The organism is Shewanella sp. NFH-SH190041 (genome assembly GCF_024363255.1).
Taxonomy (GTDB): Bacteria; Pseudomonadota; Gammaproteobacteria; order Enterobacterales; family Shewanellaceae; genus Shewanella.
Genome location: NZ_AP026070.1, coordinates 2,251,303 through 2,274,336, shown reverse-complemented (window position 1 = coordinate 2,274,336; position 23,034 = coordinate 2,251,303). Strand labels below are relative to the sequence as shown.

Sequence of the window (23,034 nt, the reverse complement as noted above, 5' to 3'; positions counted from 1 at the left end):
AGATGCAAACAACGAACTGGTCATTACAGCCCCAGGATGTTTTTGCCCGTGGGCCAATTGTGCCTGTAATGGTAATTAATGATATTGAGCACGCTGTGCCGCTGGCTCGCGCGCTGGTTGCCGGTGGGATCAGTGTATTGGAAGTGACACTGCGTACTCCTTGCGCTTTGGCAGCTATCAGCCGTATTGCCAAAGAAGTACCGGAAGCGATTGTGGGTGCTGGCACCATTTTAAGTGAAGCCCAGTTGCAGCAGGCTGTTGATGCAGGTGCTCAGTTTGCCATCACTCCAGGTGCAACCCTGGAATTGCTAAAAGCCGCTAAGGCGGGAACTGTACCACTGATCCCAGGCGTTGCCAGTATTTCAGAAGTGATGGCTGGGATGGCGCTGGGCTATACCCACTTTAAATTTTTCCCTGCGGAAGCATCCGGTGGCGTGAACGCGTTAAAAGCATTTGCTGGCCCATTGGCAGATATCCATTTCTGTCCAACCGGAGGCATCAGCCCTGCAAACTATCTGGATTATTTGGCATTGAAAAATGTTGATTGTATCGGTGGTAGCTGGATTGCACCAACAGATGCGATGGATGCAGGTGATTGGCAACGTATTACCCAATTATGTCGCGAAGCGATTGACGGCATAAAGGGTTAATACCTTAACTGTAATTATTGTGACACTGTCTTAGGGTGTATCTCCGCCGTCAGAGTTAAACTTTGACGGCGGATTTTTTTGCTGAAGATTCAGTCGTTATGATTCAGTTATTCGTGCCAGCCCCAGCGTGTATAGCTTGAATGCATGGTGACCCATGCAGTTAGTGGGCTGGCTGCAAATAATAAGTCGCAGTAAATAAAGGCGTGGGCGATGGATCATCCTTTGTCTTATTCTTATCCTGCTTATGCTTCCTTATCCCTTATCTTTATTTTCAAGCGGCAACACCATTTTAATCAGCTGCTCTTCCATATCAAAACTGACGCTAAACCCCAGTGATTTAGCCAAACTGGCCATATTTCGGTTTTCAAACATGGTAAAGCCAGTTAATACTCGGGTGTGGTTATTACGGTAATAGCGGATTAATTTTTCCAGTAACAGACGGCCAATTCCTAATCCTTGCTGATCGCTGCGAACGGCCATGGCAAATTCTGCCTCGGTATTATCTGGATCAATGGCTGCCCGCACGGCTCCCAAGGTGAGTTCTTCACCATTATGCTGATGGGCGATGGCAATAAAAGCCATTTCCCGGGCGTAATCTATCTGGGTTAATACTGCCATCTCCTCATGGGTCATGGGGGCGCGCACACCGAAATAGCGTTTATACCTGTCTTCGGCCGATAACGCCGAGTCAAATATATGATGCTGTGGTTCATCTTCAGGCAAAATGGGTCTTAAGGTGATCGCCCGGCCATCTTTCAGTTGGGCAGTTTCTTCCAGCTCCTTAGGGTAGGGCATAATTGCTAAGCGCTGCGCATTATCGCTAGGTTTGGCATGCAAGGTCAGATTGATATCCAGCAGAGTGATTTGCGGGCCAGCGGCGAGAACCGGGTTGAGATCCAGACTGGCAATTTGCGGACAGTCAATAATCAAGTGGGACAGGCGAGTCAACATCAGACATAAGGCCTGCATATCCAGCCCTCTAGGCAGATGCCGATCATGCAGTTTGTGGCTTTTTAGTGCTTGGATCACCAAATAACGGGCGAGAGCCATATTCAGTGGTGGCAAGGCGACTGCGCCATCCCGGGTTGGGTGCCACTCAGAACCGCCTTCCCCAAGGCAGATTGCAGGGCCAAATACAGGATCATTTAGCACCGCGACGCGGATCTCTTGCGCGCCAGCGGTCAGCGCCATTTTTTGCACTAAGATGCCTTGAATTTGGGCATTGTTATCTGCCCCTCTGACCCGACTGGCCATCGCTTGAGCGGCTTGCTGTACTTCTTCGGCACTATTAAGGTTTAGCACTACGCCATGGACATCGGATTTATGCAGTAGATCCGGTGATTGAATTTTCAGTGCTACGGGATAACCCAGCTGTTGGGCAATATGCACAGCCTCATCACTGTTTGCCGCAAACCGAGTGGCGATAGTGTGTAGCCCATAGGCGGCTAAGATTGGTGCGGCATCATGGGTTTCAAGCTGGAGTTTATCTAGTTTGATTGCCTGATCCAGTAAGGCTCTGGCTTGCTGCGGCGCCGTCTGGTTCAGCGCTGGGGAAAGCTCAGGGATAGACTGAGGGACCTGTTGTAGCAGTTTTTGGTTACGTCTAAATTCCACCATATGCATAAACGCGCCAATGGCGCCTTCAGGAGTGCGATAAGTGGGAATGCCAGCGCGACTGAGTGCTTTTCTGGCTGGGTAGGCACTTTCCTCACCACTCCAGGTGGTCAGAATATTGAGTATGCGGCCTGCTTGATGGCGTTTGGCCGTATCAATGACAGTGTGGGCGATATCGCTACTGTTGCCTAATACGGATGGAGCATGTAGCACTAAGACTGCATCTAGTTCAGGGGCATCGAGTAAAATATCCAGTGCTGCGCCATAACGCTTGGCATCTGCGTCACCGATAATATCCACCGGATTACCACCAGACCAGGTAACAGGTAATAGTTGATTGAGTTTTTCAATGGTTTTTGGGGACAGGGTTGCCATTTTACCGCCCCGGGAGAGGAGTTCATCCATGGCCAGTTGTGCTGGACCATTGCCATTACTCAGCACTGCTAATTTTTCCCCTTTGATGGGGGCGGAGTGCGCTAATGTTTCAACTGCGGCAAATAACTCAGTTAAATTTTGTACCCGCAACATCCCCGCGCGCCTAAATGCTGCGTCATAGACGGTATCATGACCTATGGTTGCTTGCGCTTGAAGGGGGACTTGCCGCATCTGCCGGCCAGCTTTAAGCACTATGATGGCTTTATGGCGCGAGGCTGTCCGGGCCGCGGAGACAAACCGCCTGCTGTGTTTAATGCCGTCCAAATACAGCAAAATAGCTTGGGTTCGGGGATCCCGGCCAAGAAAATCCAGTAGCTCTTCTACATCAATATCAGCCGACTCGCCCATAGAGATAAAGGCGGAAAATCCGATGCCTTTATGGTTCGCCCAGTCTAAGACAGTGGTACAGACAGCGGCAGATTGAGAGATAAAGGCAATTTTACCGGGCAGGGCGGCGCTGTGGGTGAGGCTGGCGTTGAGGCCAATCGCAGGGATAATCATGCCCAGACTATTTGGCCCCAGCAAACGCATACCAAAGCGTTTGGCCGCGAGCATGGCTTGCTGCAACAATGTCTGACCATTAGAGGTCACTTGCTCCATACCGGAAGCCATAATAATGGCGGCCTTACAACCGTATTGAGCCAAGGTTTCCACCACCGCCGGCACATTGTCAGCACGAATACAAATGATGGCAACATCCGGTTTAATGGGTAAAGCCTCAACGCTGGGGTAGCTTAGTATCCCCAATACCGCCTGATATTTTGCTGTTACCGGCATAATGGGGCCACTAAACCCATTGGTGATTAAATTGCGGATCACGGCATTACCAGCCCGCTGAGGCTTGATTGATGCACCAATCACAGCGACAGAGCTGGGATTGAAGAGCGGAGATAAGGTGCGCAAACTCATAAACTTGTCCGTCCCGGGAGCTATGGTGACACTGTATCAGAGGGATGATTTGTTGCCCATATTGTCGCAAGGCGTTAAATGGTGGAGCGATATAAAAAAGCAGCTACACAGTTTAATTATTTAGCTTTCACAGTGATACAGATCCACAAAATTTGTAAATTTGGTGGTATGATTTGCCCTCATTTTTTGCTCTTTGCTCGCAGGTGTCTGCCTGCAGTGTTTTAACTCGGTAATTGCACTTATATATGAACAGTGAAGCCTCGGGTTCTGACCCCCAAATTTCATTCAGGCAACAACCAACCCGGGTTGTGCGCCGGTTTATTTCCAGTCACAAAAGTCCCCTCATCATTCTTGTCCTATCGGCCATGGTCGGTATATTAGCTGGCTTATTATGTACGGCCTTTGATATTGCCATTAACTATGTCGTGGATGAGCGCGCCCGCTGGCTGGCCGATGAAGGCGGGGTGGATTTCATCACCATAGTGTCAGTGATTGTCACCAGTGCCGCACTGGCTTGCTTTGGTTTTTATCTGGTGCACCGATTAGCGCCTGAAGCGGCAGGTTCAGGTATTCCGGAGATTGAAGGCGCGCTAGATGGCGTTCGTAGAGTACGTTGGTGGCGGGTGATCCCGGTGAAGTTTTTTGGCGGTATTGGCACCATTGGTGCTGGTATGGTGCTGGGACGAGAAGGGCCATCGGTACAAATGGGCGGCAGCGTTGGTCGCATGATCTATGACATGTTCCGCCTGCGAGATGAAGAGGGGCAGCATACTCTAGTGGCATCTGGGGCTGCAGCCGGTTTGGCCGCGGCATTTAATGCGCCGTTAGCCGGGATTATGTTTGTCGTGGAGGAGATGCGCCCGCAGTTTCGCTATAACCTGGTGAGTGTCAAAGCGGTGATCATTGCAGCCATTATGGCAACCATTACTTACCGTTTACTGCGCGGGCAAGCGGCGATGATCACCATGCCTGTATATGGTGCGGCGCCGCTGACGTCCTTGCTGCTGTTTTTGCTGCTGGGGTTAATCTTTGGTCTGTTTGGGGTGATGTTTAACCGTATGGTGATCACTACCATGGATGCATTTGTGCTGTATCACCGTAATGAGCAGAAGCGCTTCTTGACGATGGGTGCTTTGCTGGGGGCTTTTTTTGGCTTAATGCTGATGGTGGCGCCGACTTTGACAGGCGAAGGTGTCGCACTGATCCCCCATGCGACTAATGGGGATTACAGTCTTACCGTATTGCTACTGTTATTTATAGCTCGCTTGGTGACTACGCTGGCTTGTTTTGGCTCTGGCGCACCTGGTGGGGTATTTGCCCCTATGTTGGCGTTGGGGACACTGTTCGGCACCTGCTTTGGCGTGATTTGTACTCACTTGTTCCCGGAAATGCATCTTAATCCAGGTATGTTTGCGATTGCAGGCATGGGGGCATTATTTGCGGCAACGGTTCGGGCACCGATTACTGGGATTTTATTGGTTATTGAATTAACCCATAACTATGATTTGATTTTGCCGCTGCTAATCACAACCTTGGGCGCGACCATGGCTGCTCAGGCCCTCGGTGGCAAGCCAATTTACAGCCAGTTGTTGCAACGTACATTAGCAAAACAAAAAGCTGCAGAGGCGCAAAAAGCCGCTCAGGCAGAAACTGCTTAATCTATTTTATTTGGAGCACAGTGGAAGATAGGGTAACGACAAATCTTCACTGTGTTCCAAAGTGATCTTGTTCATTCTTTCCAGTATTTTCCTAACCCCTTTCTCAGGCTTACCTCATTAGCTTACATCCGCGCTGTACTTGAGCATTGAGGTCAATATTTGTCACTGTTATGAATATTCACTGATGCGAGAATACAGAGCTGACGCCATTTGGGTGGATAACCTGGCTGACCAGATGGCTGTTGGGTTCACATTGATAACGGGTCTTGTCACCATTCTCGTCAATAATTTCAGTCACTTTGCCGTAAGCGTTGTAACTGAAGGATTGTCGCTGGCCGCTGGGCTGAGTAATCTGTACCAAGCGGTCGGCATCGTCCCAGAGATACCGGGTGGTACCCCCAAGCAGGGCGAAATCGGTCAAGCGGTATTTATGTCATGTATTGGGATTTTGGGGAAGGAAATAAAAGCGGTATCAGTGGTTGATGGCGCTGAGCACTAAGACTTGCAAAAACCGCCTGTTGGCAGCTTTAGTTGCTGTCAGAGGTGGTATTTATCTGCAAATTTTGACTGAAAATGGCGTTATCAGCGACAGGACATTCACTCTCCGGGGAGAGTGAATTAGCAAGAAAAGAGTTATGGATGTCCTATAGTCAATTATCCAGCCTTCTCAATCAAGCCGTAACAGGTTTTTTAAATGGGCAAGGCAGTAAAACTGGGGGATATTGATACAGGGCATGAAGGATTTCCACCAACCCCGGTTATCAGTGGTTCGACAAGTGTTTTTTGTGAAGGGCGGCCCATGGCCAGAAAAGGCGATATGCTGATGCCCCACACCTTACCGCCTGCACCGCCGCATCCTCGCAGTATAAAAGAGGGTTCAAGCTCGGTATTTATTGATGGCAAACCGGCGGCCAGAAGTAATGACGGTGTCAGTTGTGGGGGCACACTTATTGGTGTCAGCACGGTTAATATTGGCTGAGGACAAGTTGTGTTATACCGCCCTGATGTAAAATAAAGACATCAGGGCTGAGTGCTGGAGGAAAATCCTCCATGCCACCACGCAATAAAGATTCTGGTAAGTTTCTGCCACAATTTAACCCTACTTGCTTATAAGATTTGCCAGTAAGTTTGGTAACTGTTCACCCACATGATCTTGACTTTTTGGCTTGTGCATTTCGATGAATAAGTACGTGTAGAATATAGGTCATTCGTATGATTTTATTCATTTAAAAAACCGTGGAATGTCATTTTTTAAATGTCAATTCTGTGTGGATAGTCAATTATGTAAATTCACCCAACACCCTTCTTGCACAGCGGAATACACAGTGATAAGAAGGGTGCAAGGTCTGAAGCGGTCTCAGTGCCTGTGAAAAAATTACGTAGCACTTTTATGTAGTGGTTATATCATTTTTGATGATAAATTATGCAGTTGTTTAAATAGGCTATCTATTTAAACAGGGAGAGTGCTACATATTTTACACATAATTGCTTGCCATAATTATAAGGGCAACTTTTTACATACTGTTGTTTATATAGTAAGAAACAATATTTTCAACGGCTTTGTATCCACATGACATAAATGTCCTACATTGATTTGATTCCGATGAATCTAAATTCTTTATATACTCATCCCCATTGTATAAAGAACATCCTATAACATGCATTAAATCGATATTTATCCCATCTTTGTGACCAACAATATTCCAATGCCTATGCCTTTTGAAATATACCGTATCACTATATATTTCTCTGTAAATTCCTTTTGGAACTTCAATGGAAATAGGTTTTTTTTGACATAAATCTTTTAAATTATATTCATCATTATTTTTTACAATATCTTGAATAACAAAACCAAAAGCACCTTTTTGAATTTTTGAAACCCAGAAAACCCAACATATTGCTTTATGTGACTCAAGTGTTATTTCAAAAATATCTCCAACCTTAATTTTACTCACTCACTTATTCCTCAGTTCTTCTATCTTCTTTAGTGTAGTTTTAAATAGCTTGTCAGCGTATTCTACACTGACACGGTAGTCCTCCCTTTTTTAACCGCCATTAAAGTAGAGATTAAGCAGCCATCAGTGGTGGCCTGCCGTTATTGGCTTTGTGTGGTCGTTCATGATTGTAAAACCAAAGCCACTTTGTCGCATAGTCTTGTACCTCCTCGATTGAATCGAATAAATGCTTGCTCACCCAGCTGTATCGCATCGTTTTGTTGTGTCGATCAATATAGGCGTTCTGCTGGGGTTTACCTGGCTGAATATATTCAATCCGAATGTTATGTTGCTTGGCCCAATTGACAAACTCACCACTAATGAATTCAGGCCCTTTATCACAACGGATAATTGAAGGTTTAGGGCGTTGTTCCAAGAGTTGATTAAGTGTTCGGATCAAAAGTTAGGACACCCAGGATCAAAAGTTAGGACACCCAGGATCAAAAGTTAGGACACCCAAATCTTTTTTGAAGCTCCAAAGCCTCTTGACTAAGCTTTGAAGTACCTACTTAATTCGCCCATTGAGGTCTGTTATGACCACTGCCCGCCGTCAGTTAATTGATGCTGAGGCCACGCCTTATTACCATGTGATTAACCGCTGTGTCCGACGGGCATTTTTGTGTGGCGAGGATAAGGTTTCCGGATGCAGTTACGAACACAGACGGGGCTGGATAGTGGATAAAATTAGGCTGTTGTCATCGGTGTTCTGCATTGATGTTTGTGCCTATGCCGTGATGTCCAATCACTATCATCTGGTGCTGAACATCGACCTTGAAACGCAAAAACACTTGTCCCCCTTTGAGGTGATTGAGCGCTGGACTCAGCTTTTCAGTGGTCATGCTGTTGCCGCCAAGTTTTTAACCGGTGAGACGCTGTGTGACGGCGAGCGCATGTTACTGGATAGTTTGATAGCCAAGTGGCAAGAGCGTCTTGGCAGTATCAGCTGGTTTATGCGCTGCCTGAATGAAGAAATTGCCCGCAAAGCCAACCGGGAAGATGGCTGTAAAGGCGTGTTTTGGGAAGGGCGTTTTAAATCTCAGGCTCTGCTGGATGAACAGGCAGTGTTGGCCTGCATGATGTATGTGGACTTAAACCCCATACGGGCAGGGATAGCCGACTCGCTGCAAACTTCAGACTACACCTCGATTCAGGAGCGGCTTCAGGGGCAAATTCAGATGAAAGGACTCCCCACAGAAGATAAACCTTCTCCAACGCCCAGTCCCCTTTCAATCAAGCCGTTACTGCCTTTTGATGGCGCGGCAACAGCAGCCAGACAAAGCGGTATTCCGTTTCATTTTGCCGATTATCTGGAACTGATTGACTGGACCGGCAGGGCGGTGCGGGAAGACAAAAAAGGTTTTATTAACTCAAGCAGACCCAAACTGCTAACTGAACTAGGTATCCGGGACGATGCCTGGTTGACCTCAGCCAAGGAGTTTCGTCGCCAGTATAGTGGTATCAGTGGTCAATGGGATGCCATGTGCGCCATGAAAGCTAAAGTTGGCGGCAAGTGGTGCCGGGGAAAACAGTCCAGTATGGCGCTGCATCCCGATTAAATAATATCCGCACATAGTACGCTTCACATTGTCGAGACCATTTCAGACTCAACTCATCTGGGGCTTGCCGTGCCCGACTTGCAACAAACCGCCTGTTGACAGCCTTAGTTACTGTCAGAGGCGGTATTTATCTGCAAATTTTGACTGAAAATCGCGTTATCAGCGACAGGACATTCACTCTCCGGGGAGAGTGAATTAGCCAGATAAAAATGTTGGCTCTCTTGTCTAATGGTCCTGTCTTAATAATAGTGCAACTAAGTCACATTAATTGTGGGATGAATAATTTTCAGGCAATTCATACTGAATTAAGCGTGAAATATCGAGAGGTTTATTGGCAAGAAAACATTCGTTGTAAACCTCTTCGAAATTCTCACCATCGATAAATACGAGTTGCTGAATAAAATCGGTAAATGAATTGGCTAGTTTAGTAAAATAATAAGGAATAACATTATTTTGTGGGTCAAATAACTTACAAGCATCATCGAATTCACAATTTTTAATAAAATCTGTTTCTGAAGATCTAATATAGCCAAAGTTATTTTGTACAAAATAAATCTCGCCATTTACATCTGGCTTTAAGTAAATAAAAATTTCACCTATATCATTTATATAAAATGGCAAACAAAATTTTGGTAATCCATATTGATTATAATCCTCAACCATTCCTTCAAATGTGATTGTGCAATCAATTATATGACTGATTTCTGAAAATTTTTTATGCTTCAATGGGTAAATTAAGTAGCTTTCTTCATTGTTACCATAGTCTTCTACTGATTCAAGACCTCCCCAGCGTAATAGAAATTCTCTAAAATCATTAGGTAGTGAAACCTGATTTGTTTGTTCAAAATCCAGTAAGTCTTGTTCTGACGGTTTAAAAAGGGGACTTGGGATAGCAATTTTAGCTAACTTTTTAAACAATAGATCATTATTCATTTTATCTTTCCTTTATTGATTTAAATTGTTTATGGTGTTTTTTACACCGCCATTATGCCCAAACCTTTTGTGTATTTTATAATCCAACGTAACCATGGTTCTCATATCTTCATGGTGGTGCCATACATATAGTTTTTTACGGTTTGCCCCTCTTTTACTAGGAGCGGAGCCGCTCGTGCCAAACGCCCCCGTTCTGGTTGGTTTATTGCCATAGGTTTCCTCAATGTACTCCAAGCCTTTATCATTATTTAATGCGTCAAACGCCTTAGCATAATCAATATTGCGCCTTTCTTTTTTATCAAAACCATCAATTTTAACTTTGTCGATGACGTACTCTGAAAAATCAGGGTAGTATTTACCATCGGCTCCTATTTTATAGGATACATCTACCATCTTTTTACCGTATAACGCAGTTTCCATTTCAATGGCATAAATATACTCGTGAGTATTTTTGTTATAAAAGACAACCCCACCATCATTATGAAAATCCCTAAAGTTAGGTGCTAAAGAGCCTGATTCGGCATTAGTTTTGCCGTGTATTTTACCATTTTTTCCTGGTAATAATGGCTCCGCATCTGGGTATTTCTCTTGAAAATGGTCGATTACTTTTTTATGGGGACAGCCAAAGCTTGGCGCATTGCGTAACCCCAACGGATCAATCCAGTTCACTGGATTGGGCGCATAGCGGTAGCTGTTTAATCCGCCAGCCAAGCCGATGGGGTCGGCGGTAATAAAGCGGCCGGTATCTGGGCTGTAGTAACGGTGGCGGTTGTAGTGCAGCCCTGTTTCACTGTCAAAATACTGCCCCTGAAACCGCAGCGGGTTAGGGATATCCTCTACATGCTGCCGGGCGATATTGCCATAACTGCGATACTGGGCCTGCCAGACGGTGTTGCCCTGCTCATCAGTGAGGTCGGTGGGGGTGCCCAGATGGTCCAGATGGTAGTGGAACACCTCGCAGGTGCTGCCTTTTCCTTTCAGCAGCGCCAGTGGTTTGAAGCTGCCGGGCTGGTACAGGTAGGTTTGGTAGGCCTGATAATCCTTGTTTTCGGCAATCAGATTATCGCCCTGCCAAATAAACTCGGTGGCGGAGCGTACGCCGACTTTATCGGTAACCTGTTTGTGTACCCGCCGGCCAAAGGCATCATAGCGGTAAGCGGCTTGGCTGCCGTCCGGCAGGGTTTTGCTCAGTAGCCGCCCCATGGCATCACGGCTGTAGGCGGTAGTCAGCTCAGTGCCTTTCAGGCCGATTTCGGTTTTGGCGGTCAGGTTGCCATTAAGGTCATATTCATAGCGCAGCCGGCGACCATCAAAGGTAGTCTCCTGTTTGACCAGACCGTTATTGTGATAGTCAATCAGGTACTGCTCACCACGCTCATTGGTGATGCAACTGACAAAGCGGCGGATATTGTCGTAACGGTAGGCCAGACTGGTGCCATCTGGGTTGATAACCTGGCTGACCAGATGGCTGTTGGGCTCATACAGGTAACGGGTCTTGTCACCATTCTCGTCAATAATTTCAGTTACTTTGCCGTAAGCGTTGTAACTGAAGGATTGGCGCTGGCCGGTAGGTTGACTGGATGAAGCCTACTGCGAAGAGGTGTGAATCAGGGGATATTGTGTGATTCCCCCTGGCAGGGCGAAATCGGTCAAGCGGTATTTATGTCATGTGTTGGGATTTTTGGGGAAAGGAAATAAAAGAGGTATTAATGGTTGATGACGATGAAAGCTAAGGCTTGCAAAAACCGCTAGCTGACAGCCGTAGTACTGTCAGAGGCGGTATTTATCTGCAAATTTTGATTGAAAATTGCGTTGTCATTGACAGGATATTCACTCTCCGAGGAGAGTGAATTAGCAATAAAAGAGTTTGGGCTGTCCTGTATAACTAAGTACCTAAACTTAAGTTATGCAGCATTTTCAGCAACTACAAAAAAGAAATTTACCTATTATAAATCAATGGGTTAATCATTAAATGAGCTGGAATAAAAATACTACATATTTTCTACTGCACTACTTACCTTGAATTCAGATAATAAGTGCACCACTCATGGTTAAACGGTAAGAAGAGATCAACTGCCTGTAGGTGGTACTCTATCGTCGCCAAACAAATAGAAGTCATTACCATGAGTTACAAGCAGTTGATCGAAGGGCAACGATACCAGATCGAAGCCTACCTACGCGAGGGCTTCAGCTATCGAGCAATCGGCAAACGCTTAAAAGTGAGCCACAGCACGGTGAGTAGAGAGGTTCGTCGTAACCGTATTCGTGACAATCATTATTTGCCTGAAGTTGCACAGGCCAAGACAGTTAAGCGCCGCTGCCAGGCTGCCAAAAATCGAGTGTCTGTAACGACCGTCACTTTCGTTGAGTTCGGACTGAAGCAAAAGTGGAGTCCAGAACAAATCGCGGGCGTAGGTCAACTTATCGGTTACCCTGTCAGTCATGCATGGATTTATGGCTTTGTTCAGCAGGACAAGCAGCGTGGCGGAAAGCTCTATAAAGCGCTGAGACGCGGTCATCGTAAATACCGCAAAGGCTGTCGTGCGAAACGGGTTATCATTCCAAATCGCATAGGTATTGAACACCGGCCGGCAGTTGTCGACGAAAAAGCACGATTAGGTGATTGGGAAGCCGATACGGTGTTGGGAAAACAAGGCACTGGCGCTATAGTCAGTTTGGTTGAACGCAAAAGCAAACTGTATCTAATCCGTAAAGTGCCCGCCAAAAGCGCAGCCGATGTGAGCCGAGCCATGATAGGCATGCTTTGGCGGTATCGCAGTCACGTTCACACTATCACAGCGGACAATGGCAGCGAGTTCTGTGACCATCAAAAGGTTGCACAAGCACTGAAGGTAGATATCTATTTCGCCAACCCATACTCATCATGGGAACGTGGGTTGAATGAGAATTTCAATGGTCTGTTGCGGCAGTATATCCGCAAGGGAACTGATTTACGCACGGTAACGGATAAGCAAATTGCTGACATCGAACGAGCACTTAACTCACGTCCGAGAAAGTGCCTTGGTTTCAAACAGCCTGCTGTAGTATTCGATGAATTACGAAAAGCAGCTTAATGAAGCGAGTGGTGCACTTCGGGGTTGAATGCGCGAATAGACTATTTTTTCTTCGTTAAAATATATAGTACAATTTTTATGATTTATTTTGAAATTTTGTAGTGTATACCGCATGCTTTCATCGTTGTGAAAGATAATAATTTCAGATAGATTTTCTGCTCTGTCGAATGCATTAATAATGCTGTCTGAAATAGATGTTCCTCTAATATTTATTTTTTTTAGTTTTTTTAGTCCTTCACTTTTTGATAGGTAATCAAATAACATGTCATTAATTCCTTTCCCAGATAAAGATAAATACTCTGCCACTTTTATATTTGCAAAAAAAGTAATGTCATTTACATAGTTAAATTTTAAAAAATTTGATATAGATTTAACTTTATCAAAGAAGGAGTCGCTAATATTTAAATAGTTTAGTTTTTTATGTTCGTTTAACTTTAAAGAAAAATATAAACTATCTGGCGTGACTATTTTAATTTCATTAACTTCACCATCAAAATACCAACTATTAAATTGATTTAAACATTCATCAGCCCTATCATAAGAGTTAATTTTACCATTATCAAAAAACGACACCTCTTCTTTTATGAGCCCATCTTTAATTAATGTTTCACCTACACAATAATCGTTATCAAAATCAAATGCTATACCAGAAAATCTATCGCCATTATAATATATAGGTTCTAGATCATTCTCTATTTTAAGGTACGCCATTTCCACTAATTTACTATTTGGTATTATATTTATAATGCCATTATAGCTTTCATATTCTATACCATTCTTATACTGAGAAATTTTTTTTATTATACCATTACTTACAGAGTAGCTAATTCCATTAAACAATTTGTTGTCAAGATAGGCTTTATCTTTAATAAAGTTAATTTTTTCTGATTTTACTCTCATATAGAATCTTTTTGTCCTGTAGTTACATTTATTGGATGTTTTATTATAACATGCTACAAACTCACCACCATCCTCACCCTTAAGTTTATATGTTGAAACATCTATTTTATGTAAACCGTAAAACTCAAGATTTACTCCATGTTTTTGTTCAAGATGATTAAAAACATCATTCATAGCTTGAACCTCTGCATGTAAACCAGGTAAACCATTCATCGTTGATAATGGTTTACCCCCTTGGTTTATTATGTGTTCATCAATCAGTCTATGGGTAAGTTTATTAAGTTTGTTATTACTATCATCATATAACTCTATAACATGGTTGAAATATGAGTCCTTATCAGAAATGATAAACTCCGCATCATTAATCCTTGTTACTCCAGGAATTATTTTGCCACTTTTAAATTGCCCTTTCCCACCAAGGTTTTCATAATTTTTACTAATATATCCAAATTCTTCCACTCCAGCTCTAGATGTTGCAACTAAGCGATCATTTAAATCACTTTTAGAAATCTTTCCCATCCTTCTTTCATTGATAAATCGTTCGGCATCCAATTTAACCAAAGAATTTAAATTTGTTATAAATTCATTTCTTTTGCTTTGTAATACGGTCTCACAACACAACCCCAGCGGATCGACCCAGTTCACCGGGTTGGGCGCGTAGCGGTAGCTGTTCAGTCCCCCGGCTAAGCCGATGGGGTCGGCGGTAATAAAGCGGCCGGTATCTGGGCTGTAGTAACGGTGGCGGTTGTAATGCAGCCCAGTTTCACTGTCAAAATACTGCCCCTGAAACCGCAGCGGGTTAGGGATGTCCTCAACATGCTGCCGAGCGATATTACCATAACTGCGATACTGCACGCCTTGCTCATCGGTGAGGTCGGTGGGGGTGCCCAGGTGGTCCAGATGGTAGTGGAACACCTCGCAGCTACTGCCTTTTCCTTTCTGCAGCGCCAGTGGTTTGAAGCTGCCGGGCTGGTACAGGTAGGTTTGGTAGGCCTGATAATCCTTGTTTTCAGCACTTTTTATTTACAGAAGAGGGATTATCACCCTGCCAGATAAATTCGGTGGCGGAGCGTACGCCGACTTTATCGGTAACCTGTTTGTGGACCCCCGACCAAAGGCATCATAGCGGTAAGCGGCTTGGCTGCCGTCAGGCAGGGTGGCACTGACCAGCCGGTGCTGGCAGTCATACTCATAGTGGGTGACTAAGGACTGGTGTTTACCCCGCCGCTCAGTGCTTAAGCGGCCAAATTCGTCATACTCAAAAAAGCGGTCACCCTGCATGAGCAGCTGGTTACCACTGACCAGAGTAACAGTTCGGCCAGTGTGACTGCCTAGCGTCTGCTCCAGCAGGTTACCGGCCGGGTCGTGAACAAAGCGCTCGGTCAGCGCGCCGAGTACCGATGTTAAGCGGTCCAGTGGGTCATAATCGTAATAAGTGCTGCCGTAGCGGTTATCATCTGTCTGGGCCAGATTGCCGGTGGCATGGTAGTGGTACCGGCGCTCAAACCGAACGGTATTGTGCTGCTGCAAGCGATGGGCCTGCAGGCGACCTTGGTCATCGTAATAGAGGCCCGTTGAAGAAGGGATGTGATGTCCTAATCAATCGCTTTCTGCAGACCCCCAATTACAAAACTCGTGTCGATGAACAGATCGAAAATGCTGTCACTGATTGTACGATTGAGTATCCGACCCACAGTTAAACACGAACCAGCAATGAAGTTCGTAAAAAGGGTATATTTGTCTCTGCCAGTGGGGTGAGCTCAATCTGGTTAAGACGACATGGACTCAAGAACTTAAAATCGCATCTACGGGCTCTGGGAGCCATGGTAGAAGCTGAAGGCATCATTCTTTCGGATGTATGTGATGGCCGCTCCTCCCACAAACGGCGGTATAATGCGCAGCCCGTGATCATTATGTTCAGGCTGTGACCATTGTGACCATCTCAAGCAGGGTTAAGGTCATTTCTGTTGGTTTTATAAAGCTTTACATTATCTATGCTAATGCAACTGAAACACTTTGGGCACAGTTTTGTATCAGGAAGAATGGCTTGTTTGGTCACGTATTTGTATAACGAAGGCAAGAGCAGTGTTTTATGATTCCTGCGAACATTTACTTGCGGGCGAGAGTTTGCGACGTTTGAAATCGTATTTTACGTAATCTAAGTTTTTTTAGCTTGCTGGTGAGTTATTTTTGTGTGCGGTCACACTTTGGTCACATTGAGGACCCGTAGTGAGTTTTTTCTGATTTATTTGTACTACCTCGTTATCCAGGTCCGTTTAAAACGGTGGTTTAAAAAAGCAGTTTTTAGGCGTTTTGATTAGAGATTTTCTATGGTAAGAGGAGGTGAGAGTGATAAAACAGTTAGCAAAAATGTTAGTTCGAAGGAATAAACTTAAACAGCTGATTATATTGGGATATTTTAGTTGAATTGGTTGCGGGAGCCGGATTTGAACCGACGACCTTCGGGTTATGAGCCCGACGAGCTACCATGCTGCTCCATCCCGCGCCTGGATGATGATTATCAGTTTTATTTCGTGAAAGGAAAATTGGTACACCCGAGTGGACTCGAACCACCGACCCCTACCATGTCAAGGTAGTGCTCTAACCAGCTGAGCTACGGGTGTATTGGTTGCGGGGGCCAGATTTGAACTGACGACCTTCGGGTTATGAGCCCGACGAGCTACCATGCTGCTCCACCCCGCGACCGAAATTGTATATTTAAACTCTTACAAAGAGTGGTACACCCGAGTGGACTCGAACCACCGACCCCTACCATGTCAAGACAGTTATTGCAGATCGGAAAACTCTGTGGTTTTAGCCACTTCGATGTAATACAGCAATTTATAAGGCATGTTGCATCTACTTGTAAAGCGATTTTGACGTTGGACTGTATCAATTGGTCACATTATGGTCACTATGTTAAAGTTCCTATTATGAGGTTAGTAATTAGTTGGGATTTGGCGCGATGAACGAGATCCAAAAGTTCAACAAGATACTGTTTAACGAATCAGAGCTCTTATACGTGCAACTCGACAAGTTGAACGCAGATGAGGTTTTGCAAAGACTGCATCACTCTGCAAATCCATTTTCATTACTCCGGGTTAAACCTGAGCGCATGTTGAATGCTGATTACCTCTATAATCTTTTGGTACTACAGGCACCTATCATTGCCTATAAATACCGGCATCATTATCGTTATATTGTAGGGGCATTTACTATTGAGCGGTTGCACTCAGCGGTAGCTCAAAAACAGATGCCTTTTGAACATAAATTTCCTGTTTTCGTTTTAAAAAAGAAACCAAGCGAGAGTATTAGACTGCGGATTTTACAGTTCGAATTGATCGAGAATCTGTTGGATAAGTGCTTTGTTGGGGATACCAAGAAAATCCGTTTTTTACTTGAGAGTTGGTTCACCAAAGATGCGGGAAAAAGAAGTATATTTCAGTCTAGAGAATGGCTATCTCTATACCCTGATATTACTTCAATTAGTGCGTTCGCTTCATATCTGTCGGCGTCTAAAAAGGACATTTAGACCATAATTCTATGGAATCAATATCAATCGAAAGCATCAAAAATTTACTTCCAAATGCGGGATTAGTTGTAGCTGAAGTATGGGCGGATATACTGGCTGCTATCGAATGTCCTGACGATTTTCAGTCACTTCAATTTGTGGCCGATATTTTGGAGTCAATGTATATAAATTATCCTGCATTGTTTATTGAGACATTTTCGCTGTCTACCGCGTTTAATAAGACTTACTTCAATTGCTTTTCTGTTGTGAATTTTGATAGGTATCCCTATTACGACAAACCAGTCTTGCCCAAGGGATCAAAGTCCAACCGGCCAATTTATTCAATGATATTTATGTTCTATGAGAATTTTGACCATAAATTTATCAGAACGTTATTGATCCTTCTGAAGCATTACTTTGAAAATGAGCTCGTCATAAAACGGAGAGGAAAGTTAGAGGATATCAGTAGAGCATTTAGATTGTTATATACAGATCAGTCTTTTGAACATCAAATCTTACTGTCTGGTGATATTAATCGAATGGCTAATAACTTAGAGGCATATAAAGAGAACTTGTCTTCAAACGCTGAGCCATCAAAGAATCCAACGTTCGCAAATTATACTAGGGAACTCATCCATTTTCTCCGCCTCGATTGGTCATCGTCAAAGGTAACTGACCGGAGATCTACAAAGCGTATGCGGGGCTATTACTCGCGAACAAAATATGAACGCGTTTTGGGCGCTGAAAATATTTTCACATACAAGTTCAACAAGCTTACGCAGTCATCTGAATATAGGGCTTCAGGCATTGCAGCCGAAGAAGATTACCCACCTTTATTGTTTATTAAAACAGAAGTCTCGAACCAGAACCGACCCATTTTTGAACTACCCGACAAAGCTGTTATCCGAGATATACATAAGGATAGGTTAGCTCAAATTGCCATCCAGCGAGAATCAAAAAAAGCTCACAACTTATCGCTCACGAGCCGCACAATTCTGCAGCGGTATGAAGTGAACTATTTGTTGGATGAACTATTATCTGAACGAAATGGGAGTTTATCGGGGGTTGACCGGCAGCGAGTCAGAGTACTTACCCTATTGTGTTTGTTGTTGGGACGTCCTGTGGAAGAGGTTGCTGGGTTAAAGCGGATTGACCAAGGCAGTACCGATCCTCTGGGGTTATGCCGTAAACCTGAGGGATGGTATTTAAAAGCGTTTCATCGTTCAACAACTGAGCGTGGTCTTCAAACTTGTAACACACATTTACTTGCTGCAAGTACTAACATTGAGATTCAACTTCCCAATTGGCTAACCTCACCACTGGATAAGCTTGGTTTAGAGTTAGGTGAGTACATCTACCGATCAATTAACAGTGGGACTGGGCGAAAATCTGTTGATCAACTGTTGGACAGTATAAACAAAAAATATAACTGCCAGATAAGCTTGAAAAAAATATCTAACCACTTAATAAACGTGGTGATTGCGCATGAACGGTATGATCCTGTTCTTTTGGAGCCTTTGACTGGGAGCCCAAGTTACTACACCCGGGCAGCGAGACATTATGCGTGGTATTCAAAATCTGACATGAACGCGCAACTTAATGCATTGTTTGATGATCTGTTTCAGGTCGAGGCTGTGGGTACTAACCAATTTGATTTAAACCTGACGGACAGTTGTGACGAGGATGTCGTTGGAGTGGGTTCACAGTTCACTCCTCGCTTTAAGATATTGCAAAAAATGATAACTGAGCTTCAAGGAAAATTGACTCAATACCGAGCGTTTGAGGCATCTAAAACCCTATCAAGCTTATTTGAATACCACAATAACTATACGCTCTATACCTTATACATGATAATTAATGCGACAGGATATCGTGCTGTAGGTAATCCATTACCAAGCTTTAATTTATTCCTCAATCGTTACCATGCTTTGTGTATTTCCGACAAAGATAATATGACCACCTTCGCACACATGCGAGTTGTAGCATGTGTGCCTGTATTGGGTAGGCAGTTAAATCACTATTTAGACCACATCAAAGCTATGGCTCGCCTGATGAGCATCGTGTTACCAAACTATGCGGAGCAATATAAACGGCATTCTTCCCCAGTACAATTTACTGATTTAAAATCAAAAAATGCCAGACTTGATTGGTTTATTAATGCAAAAAACTCTAAAGGAAATGATGGTTTATTTCTCTTTTTTGATTTGATATCGAGCGGTAAAGTCAATGTGGTTAATGCCTATCCCAAGTCTGTGAGCGAGCATTCCAAAGGTTTACCTGAATTGCCAATCAATTTTGGGCGGCATTACTTGCGGCGATATTTACAACTAAAAGATGTACATCAGGAATTAGTCAAATTTCAAATGGGTCATTGGGTGGTTGGAGAAAATCCGCTCGAGTTGTTTTCAACACTTAATTTTAAAGAAGCCATCATGAGTTTGAATTCTGTGCTTCAACAAATGATGGATGAACTTGGCTGGCAAGACATCCCGTCCCTCCTGACGAGAAAGCGTGTATGAGTGTTGGAGAACGAATTCCAAATACTGGGCTAAAGTTACGTTTTCATAAGACTGCGCTAGAGGAAATCGAATACTACATAAGAGCCAACCCTATTGAGGCTGATACCCCTGAGTTGCGTGATAACTGTATCGAGAAGGTATTTGTGTTCACGATGACGTTTGCAAGACATGTGGATAACAACATCACCACAGCATCATTGAATACGGTGCAATCGAAGTTTCCGAAAGATGTTGAGAGAGAATTACTGTTCCGAAATCTGTTACGACTATTGTTAGTTGTCATCGAACAGGAGCTGGGCATACGAGCCCCAGAGCTCGGACAAAGTACCTATATAAATCAGGAGGTTCCACAGCTTACTCCAGATTCATTTTTAAACTCGCAATTGGCAAATCGTATTTATACCCACATTGATACCCCCCAAGCCTTGTATGACTATATTGAAGATCCGCTCAGCAATCAGGGTTTTATCGTACTGTGGTTATGCTTGAAAGAAGGGATAGATAAACAACAAGCAATTACAACACTCTTACTTCAGCCTGATTCAAGGGTTGCTATAGAAGGACATTGGTTATTCGCTTACGAAAAAAAACGGTATTGGTTATCGACCAAAGCTGAGCTGATTTTGCATTGCTGGTATTCGGCTAGTGTTCGCAATAAGTTATCTATCATTCGGGTGGTCAACAGTTATTTATCGACAGCAAACTTGTTACCGCTTGGAGTCGAACTGGGATTTATAGAATTGCGGCAGATGTTAAAGCTTGAATATATCATGACATGTAGTTCAATGGAGTATGGCCTCTCCACTGGGAAGATTGACTCAACAGTACTTCCACTGCACGTGTGGGTTCGTCTTTTAACTGATGTCCGAGTTGATCATCAGCCACCATCAGACCAGTCATTATCGACTACAGTAAGGCAGTCACGTAGTTGGTCAGGCGCTTTTTCTACAAGCTGTGTGACGTTACGCTCGACTGTCGGTGGTGTCGATATTATGCAGCAGACAACGGCGGAGCAAGTTGCTGTTATTTCACGACTCACTAAGCGTTTGACTAAGGCGAACCGGAAAGACAGTATTCGGATCAGGCAAGAACTGATAAGCCATATTCATCCCAAGCTTGAAAACCCCCAGAGTACCAAAAAAATGCCATGGGCTTGGCTCATCTTATCTTGGCTTTACCACCTGCTGAAACATGGGGGTAAACACAAAGACACTCTGAGGCTTGATACCATAAGGGCTTATGTTGATTATGTTTCAGCACCTTTTATCGCAGAATTTGCCGGGTGTGATCCAAGTCAGATGGATAGCCTCGATTGGGCAGAAAAACTTAACGATGTCATTGCCCGAATTACCTCAGTCACCAAGAAGGCATACGTCGTATATTTTGCTAAATACCTAATTGACAGTGAATTAGTGGCGAATCTTTGTCTGTCAGATATTGATTTACCCGTAGCGAAGTTCAGTGTTGATGCTAACCTTATTTCTCATCATGAGGCGGACAGGATTATTCAGGCTCTTGAGCAATCAAACCATCCTTGTGCAGCTGTGGCTAAAATTATCTTTGTTTTAGCCTTTTATACTGGATTACGGCGTAACGAAATCACTGGGCTGCAGTTTAAGGATTTTCATCACTATAAACATCAGCATTACACCTTGCATGTCAGACCTAATCGCTATCGTTTACTCAAATCGACAGACAGCTCACGTAACTTACCATTGGATGCTTTGATCCCGTCCGATTTACTTGATGATTTATTACAGTATCTTCAGTTAGCGAAAGGAAAATTTATTGGTAAAGACACCGCTATTTTTAATCAGCTTTCTAACGGCGAAATAGAAGCGTGCTTTCGATTTCTAACAACAGTTCTAAAAGGTGTAACCGGTGACTATTCGCTAAGGTTCCACCATTGCCGTCATGCATTTTGCAATTGGGTGGTGCTGAAACTTTATGACCGTGAACTTCATCATCAAAAATGTTGGCGATTTTTAAATCATCCAGAATTTGGTGAACAAAGAAGAAAATATCTGGCTCAACGCTTAGGCCTGACAACATATAGCCGGAAAAAATACTGGGCAGCGGCGACTTTATTAGGGCATGCTACACCGGCAACAACGGCATCGTCATATTTTCACCTTGTCGACTTTATGCGTCGAAACCTATTTGCTGACCATACTGCAGAGTTGACAGCATTACGAAAGGTGTGGGGACAGGGGATTTCATTTGACCTGTTTGGACGTGTGGTGCTGGAAGATAATTTTATTAGCCAGTATGAGCGTACCAGTCCAAATTCGCCGCCCGTGATTCTTAACGATGAAACGTTCGATATTCATATTTTAAAAAAGGCCAATGACCGGCAGCTTACCGTAAAACTCGATCTTAAATTGTGTTGGCGAGTGATAAGACGCCGCGCCGAAAACCAGTCTTTAAAACAAATTGCTGATGGGCTTAATTTGACACAACAAGATGTTCTGAGCATCCTTGATACAGAGAAAGAAGTAACACAAAAAGTTTATAGCCAGTCCAAGCATAAGGCGAGGTCATTGCTTAATTATGATGCCATGACTAAGCCTCACATATCAGTCATGAGTCTTTTCATTACACGCTATGTTGCGATTGAGCATCAATTAGTAAAAGAGCTGAAGCTTTCACTTTTAGAAGACATGGTCGATAGCTTTGTTGGGGCTAAAGACGGCTTAATCCGCACCGCGAATAAGGATATGGCTCTAACGATGTTGCGATTTTTAAAACTTATGTCGTTGGATCGCTTCGAAGTGAAAGTGAAATGGTATATGGCAAATTTACCGCAGCTTTCGCAGGCGCAGCTAGCCCCATTTTTGAACCATATTGCGTTCTGGAAAGGTGCAATAGTTGAGCATGTTGAGTTGCCAGCAACATGCTTCGAGGTCATTATCCCTAAGCAACTTGGCCAGTTTAAAAGGGTATTTGAGCAATATGCGGCAACGACCTGTAGTGATGACGGCAAATTTATTGCCTATCATTCTCCAGGCGTAGTTTCTATTCATGTCCGTCAAACCCGGTTTTTAAGTGATCGCCGAAAAGAGCCCCATGTTTTACCCAGTAGACCTCGTCGAACGAAAGTATTTTTGAGCTTTTTACGTTTATTACTGGTTTATTGGTCTTTGACTGACAATACCGATAGGCTTAATAACAACGGCATTGAGTTCAAGAAAAAGCTGAGAAGTTGAAGTCTCAGGGATTATCCATTGAGATGAAAATGAGAGTCCATTAGCTAGTTTATAACTCCAAGTAGCATCCTTTTC

At 44.0% G+C, this 23,034-nt stretch carries 17 protein-coding genes, 3 tRNA genes and 2 pseudogenes; 12 read left to right on the top strand and 10 right to left on the bottom strand.

All coding sequences use genetic code 11. The features are described from left to right. The first annotated feature begins 2 nt into the window (after nt 1–2). Nucleotides 3–650 (top strand): bifunctional 4-hydroxy-2-oxoglutarate aldolase/2-dehydro-3-deoxy-phosphogluconate aldolase, encoded by a 648-nt coding sequence (locus NFHSH190041_RS10015; protein WP_261921727.1) that lies wholly within the window; start codon nt 3–5, stop codon nt 648–650. Between the two features lie 252 nt (nt 651–902). On the opposite strand, the gene NFHSH190041_RS10010 is transcribed toward NFHSH190041_RS10015, so the two are convergent. Further along, nucleotides 903–3,608, bottom strand: a complete 2,706-nt coding sequence (locus NFHSH190041_RS10010; protein WP_261921726.1) for a bifunctional acetate--CoA ligase family protein/GNAT family N-acetyltransferase — start codon at nt 3,606–3,608, stop codon at nt 903–905. A gap of 245 nt (nt 3,609–3,853) precedes the next feature. On the opposite strand from NFHSH190041_RS10010, the gene clcA reads away from it, so the two are divergent. The 3 genes from clcA (at nt 3,854) to NFHSH190041_RS09995 (ending at nt 6,245) form a co-directional block, all read left to right on the top strand. Next, on the top strand, nt 3,854–5,266 hold the full coding sequence (gene clcA, locus NFHSH190041_RS10005; protein WP_261921725.1) for a H(+)/Cl(-) exchange transporter ClcA: 1,413 nt from the start codon (nt 3,854–3,856) through the stop codon (nt 5,264–5,266). A 184-nt stretch (nt 5,267–5,450) separates the two neighbouring features. After that, nucleotides 5,451–5,765 (top strand): hypothetical protein, encoded by a 315-nt coding sequence (locus NFHSH190041_RS10000; RefSeq protein ID WP_261921724.1) that lies wholly within the window; start codon nt 5,451–5,453, stop codon nt 5,763–5,765. Between the two features lie 195 nt (nt 5,766–5,960). After that, entirely contained in the window at nt 5,961–6,245 is a 285-nt protein-coding gene (locus NFHSH190041_RS09995) for a type VI secretion system PAAR protein (RefSeq protein WP_261921723.1), read from the top strand. Between the two features lie 535 nt (nt 6,246–6,780). On the opposite strand, the gene NFHSH190041_RS09990 is transcribed toward NFHSH190041_RS09995, so the two are convergent. After that, a complete protein-coding gene (locus NFHSH190041_RS09990) occupies nt 6,781–7,221 on the bottom strand; it encodes a hypothetical protein (RefSeq protein WP_261921722.1) in 441 nt (146 codons plus the stop codon). Nucleotides 7,222–7,333: 112 nt separating this feature from the next. Then, nucleotides 7,334–7,660: pseudogene (locus NFHSH190041_RS09985) on the bottom strand (integrase core domain-containing protein); the annotation flags it as partial. Between the two features lie 133 nt (nt 7,661–7,793). Here NFHSH190041_RS09985 and NFHSH190041_RS09980 point away from each other — a divergent pair. Beyond that, complete coding sequence (locus NFHSH190041_RS09980; protein WP_261921704.1) at nt 7,794–8,816, top strand: transposase; 1,023 nt, start codon at nt 7,794–7,796, stop codon at nt 8,814–8,816. A 264-nt stretch (nt 8,817–9,080) separates the two neighbouring features. On the opposite strand, the gene NFHSH190041_RS09975 is transcribed toward NFHSH190041_RS09980, so the two are convergent. Together NFHSH190041_RS09975 and NFHSH190041_RS09970 are read right to left on the bottom strand one after the other, a co-directional pair. Next, a complete protein-coding gene (locus tag NFHSH190041_RS09975; RefSeq protein ID WP_261921721.1) occupies nt 9,081–9,749 on the bottom strand; it encodes an SMI1/KNR4 family protein in 669 nt (222 codons plus the stop codon). 12 nt (nt 9,750–9,761) lie between these two features. Next, on the bottom strand, nt 9,762–10,703 hold the full coding sequence (locus tag NFHSH190041_RS09970; RefSeq protein ID WP_261921720.1) for an RHS repeat-associated core domain-containing protein: 942 nt from the start codon (nt 10,701–10,703) through the stop codon (nt 9,762–9,764). Between NFHSH190041_RS09970 and NFHSH190041_RS09965 the strand changes: the two genes are divergently transcribed. The 3 genes from NFHSH190041_RS09965 to NFHSH190041_RS09955 all read left to right on the top strand — a co-directional run bounded on the left by NFHSH190041_RS09965 (nt 10,680) and on the right by NFHSH190041_RS09955 (nt 12,823). Beyond that, nucleotides 10,680–10,943 (top strand): hypothetical protein, encoded by a 264-nt coding sequence (locus NFHSH190041_RS09965; protein ID WP_261921719.1) that lies wholly within the window; start codon nt 10,680–10,682, stop codon nt 10,941–10,943. The genes NFHSH190041_RS09970 and NFHSH190041_RS09965 overlap by 24 nt on opposite strands. Before the next feature lie 150 nt (nt 10,944–11,093). After that, a complete protein-coding gene (locus tag NFHSH190041_RS09960; RefSeq protein WP_261921718.1) occupies nt 11,094–11,333 on the top strand; it encodes a hypothetical protein in 240 nt (79 codons plus the stop codon). Nucleotides 11,334–11,872: 539 nt separating this feature from the next. Next, a complete protein-coding gene (locus tag NFHSH190041_RS09955) occupies nt 11,873–12,823 on the top strand; it encodes an IS30 family transposase (protein ID WP_261921717.1) in 951 nt (316 codons plus the stop codon). On the opposite strand, the gene NFHSH190041_RS09950 is transcribed toward NFHSH190041_RS09955, so the two are convergent. Beyond that, on the bottom strand, nt 12,806–14,638 hold the full coding sequence (locus NFHSH190041_RS09950) for an RHS repeat-associated core domain-containing protein (protein WP_315972937.1): 1,833 nt from the start codon (nt 14,636–14,638) through the stop codon (nt 12,806–12,808). The two genes, NFHSH190041_RS09955 and NFHSH190041_RS09950, sit on opposite strands and share 18 nt — an antisense overlap. Nucleotides 14,639–14,746: 108 nt before the next feature. Continuing rightward, on the bottom strand, nt 14,747–15,253 hold the full coding sequence (locus NFHSH190041_RS09940) for a hypothetical protein (RefSeq protein ID WP_410010824.1): 507 nt from the start codon (nt 15,251–15,253) through the stop codon (nt 14,747–14,749). A gap of 53 nt (nt 15,254–15,306) precedes the next feature. Here NFHSH190041_RS09940 and NFHSH190041_RS19750 point away from each other — a divergent pair. Next, nucleotides 15,307–15,579: pseudogene (locus NFHSH190041_RS19750) on the top strand (IS481 family transposase); the annotation flags it as partial. 573 nt (nt 15,580–16,152) lie between these two features. On the opposite strand, the gene NFHSH190041_RS09935 reads toward NFHSH190041_RS19750, so the two are convergent. From NFHSH190041_RS09935 to NFHSH190041_RS09925, 3 genes are all read right to left on the bottom strand, one after another. Next, nucleotides 16,153–16,229: transfer RNA gene (locus tag NFHSH190041_RS09935), tRNA-Met, on the bottom strand. Between the two features lie 41 nt (nt 16,230–16,270). Further along, nucleotides 16,271–16,347, bottom strand: a tRNA-Val gene (locus NFHSH190041_RS09930). A 2-nt stretch (nt 16,348–16,349) separates the two neighbouring features. Then, nucleotides 16,350–16,426: transfer RNA gene (locus tag NFHSH190041_RS09925), tRNA-Met, on the bottom strand. 262 nt (nt 16,427–16,688) lie between these two features. Here NFHSH190041_RS09925 and NFHSH190041_RS09920 point away from each other — a divergent pair. Genes NFHSH190041_RS09920 through NFHSH190041_RS09910 form a run of 3 tightly spaced genes read left to right on the top strand, consistent with a single transcriptional unit; the run spans nt 16,689 to nt 22,959 of the window. After that, entirely contained in the window at nt 16,689–17,255 is a 567-nt protein-coding gene (locus tag NFHSH190041_RS09920; protein WP_261921716.1) for a hypothetical protein, read from the top strand. 11 nt (nt 17,256–17,266) lie between these two features. Beyond that, entirely contained in the window at nt 17,267–19,753 is a 2,487-nt protein-coding gene (locus NFHSH190041_RS09915) for a hypothetical protein (protein WP_261921715.1), read from the top strand. After that, on the top strand, nt 19,750–22,959 hold the full coding sequence (locus NFHSH190041_RS09910; RefSeq protein WP_261921714.1) for a tyrosine-type recombinase/integrase: 3,210 nt from the start codon (nt 19,750–19,752) through the stop codon (nt 22,957–22,959). Before NFHSH190041_RS09915 ends, NFHSH190041_RS09910 begins: the two co-directional genes overlap by 4 nt. Nucleotides 22,960–23,034: the final 75 nt, after the last annotated feature.

Excerpts from the sequence above, each read along its gene's own strand:
- NFHSH190041_RS09920 (WP_261921716.1), top strand. The coding sequence starts at position 16,689 with ATGAACGAGATCCAAAAGTTCAACAAGATACTGTTTAACGAATCAGAG.
- NFHSH190041_RS09975 (WP_261921721.1), bottom strand. The coding sequence starts at position 9,749 with ATGAATAATGATCTATTGTTTAAAAAGTTAGCTAAAATTGCTATCCCA.
- NFHSH190041_RS10010 (WP_261921726.1), bottom strand. The coding sequence starts at position 3,608 with ATGAGTTTGCGCACCTTATCTCCGCTCTTCAATCCCAGCTCTGTCGCT.
- NFHSH190041_RS10015 (WP_261921727.1), top strand. The coding sequence starts at position 3 with ATGCAAACAACGAACTGGTCATTACAGCCCCAGGATGTTTTTGCCCGT.
- NFHSH190041_RS09915 (WP_261921715.1), top strand. The coding sequence starts at position 17,267 with ATGGAATCAATATCAATCGAAAGCATCAAAAATTTACTTCCAAATGCG.
- NFHSH190041_RS09980 (WP_261921704.1), top strand. The coding sequence starts at position 7,794 with ATGACCACTGCCCGCCGTCAGTTAATTGATGCTGAGGCCACGCCTTAT.
- clcA (WP_261921725.1), top strand. The coding sequence starts at position 3,854 with ATGAACAGTGAAGCCTCGGGTTCTGACCCCCAAATTTCATTCAGGCAA.
- NFHSH190041_RS09995 (WP_261921723.1), top strand. The coding sequence starts at position 5,961 with ATGGGCAAGGCAGTAAAACTGGGGGATATTGATACAGGGCATGAAGGA.
- NFHSH190041_RS09965 (WP_261921719.1), top strand. The coding sequence starts at position 10,680 with ATGGTCCAGATGGTAGTGGAACACCTCGCAGGTGCTGCCTTTTCCTTT.
- NFHSH190041_RS09910 (WP_261921714.1), top strand. The coding sequence starts at position 19,750 with ATGAGTGTTGGAGAACGAATTCCAAATACTGGGCTAAAGTTACGTTTT.
- NFHSH190041_RS09955 (WP_261921717.1), top strand. The coding sequence starts at position 11,873 with ATGAGTTACAAGCAGTTGATCGAAGGGCAACGATACCAGATCGAAGCC.
- NFHSH190041_RS10000 (WP_261921724.1), top strand. The coding sequence starts at position 5,451 with ATGCGAGAATACAGAGCTGACGCCATTTGGGTGGATAACCTGGCTGAC.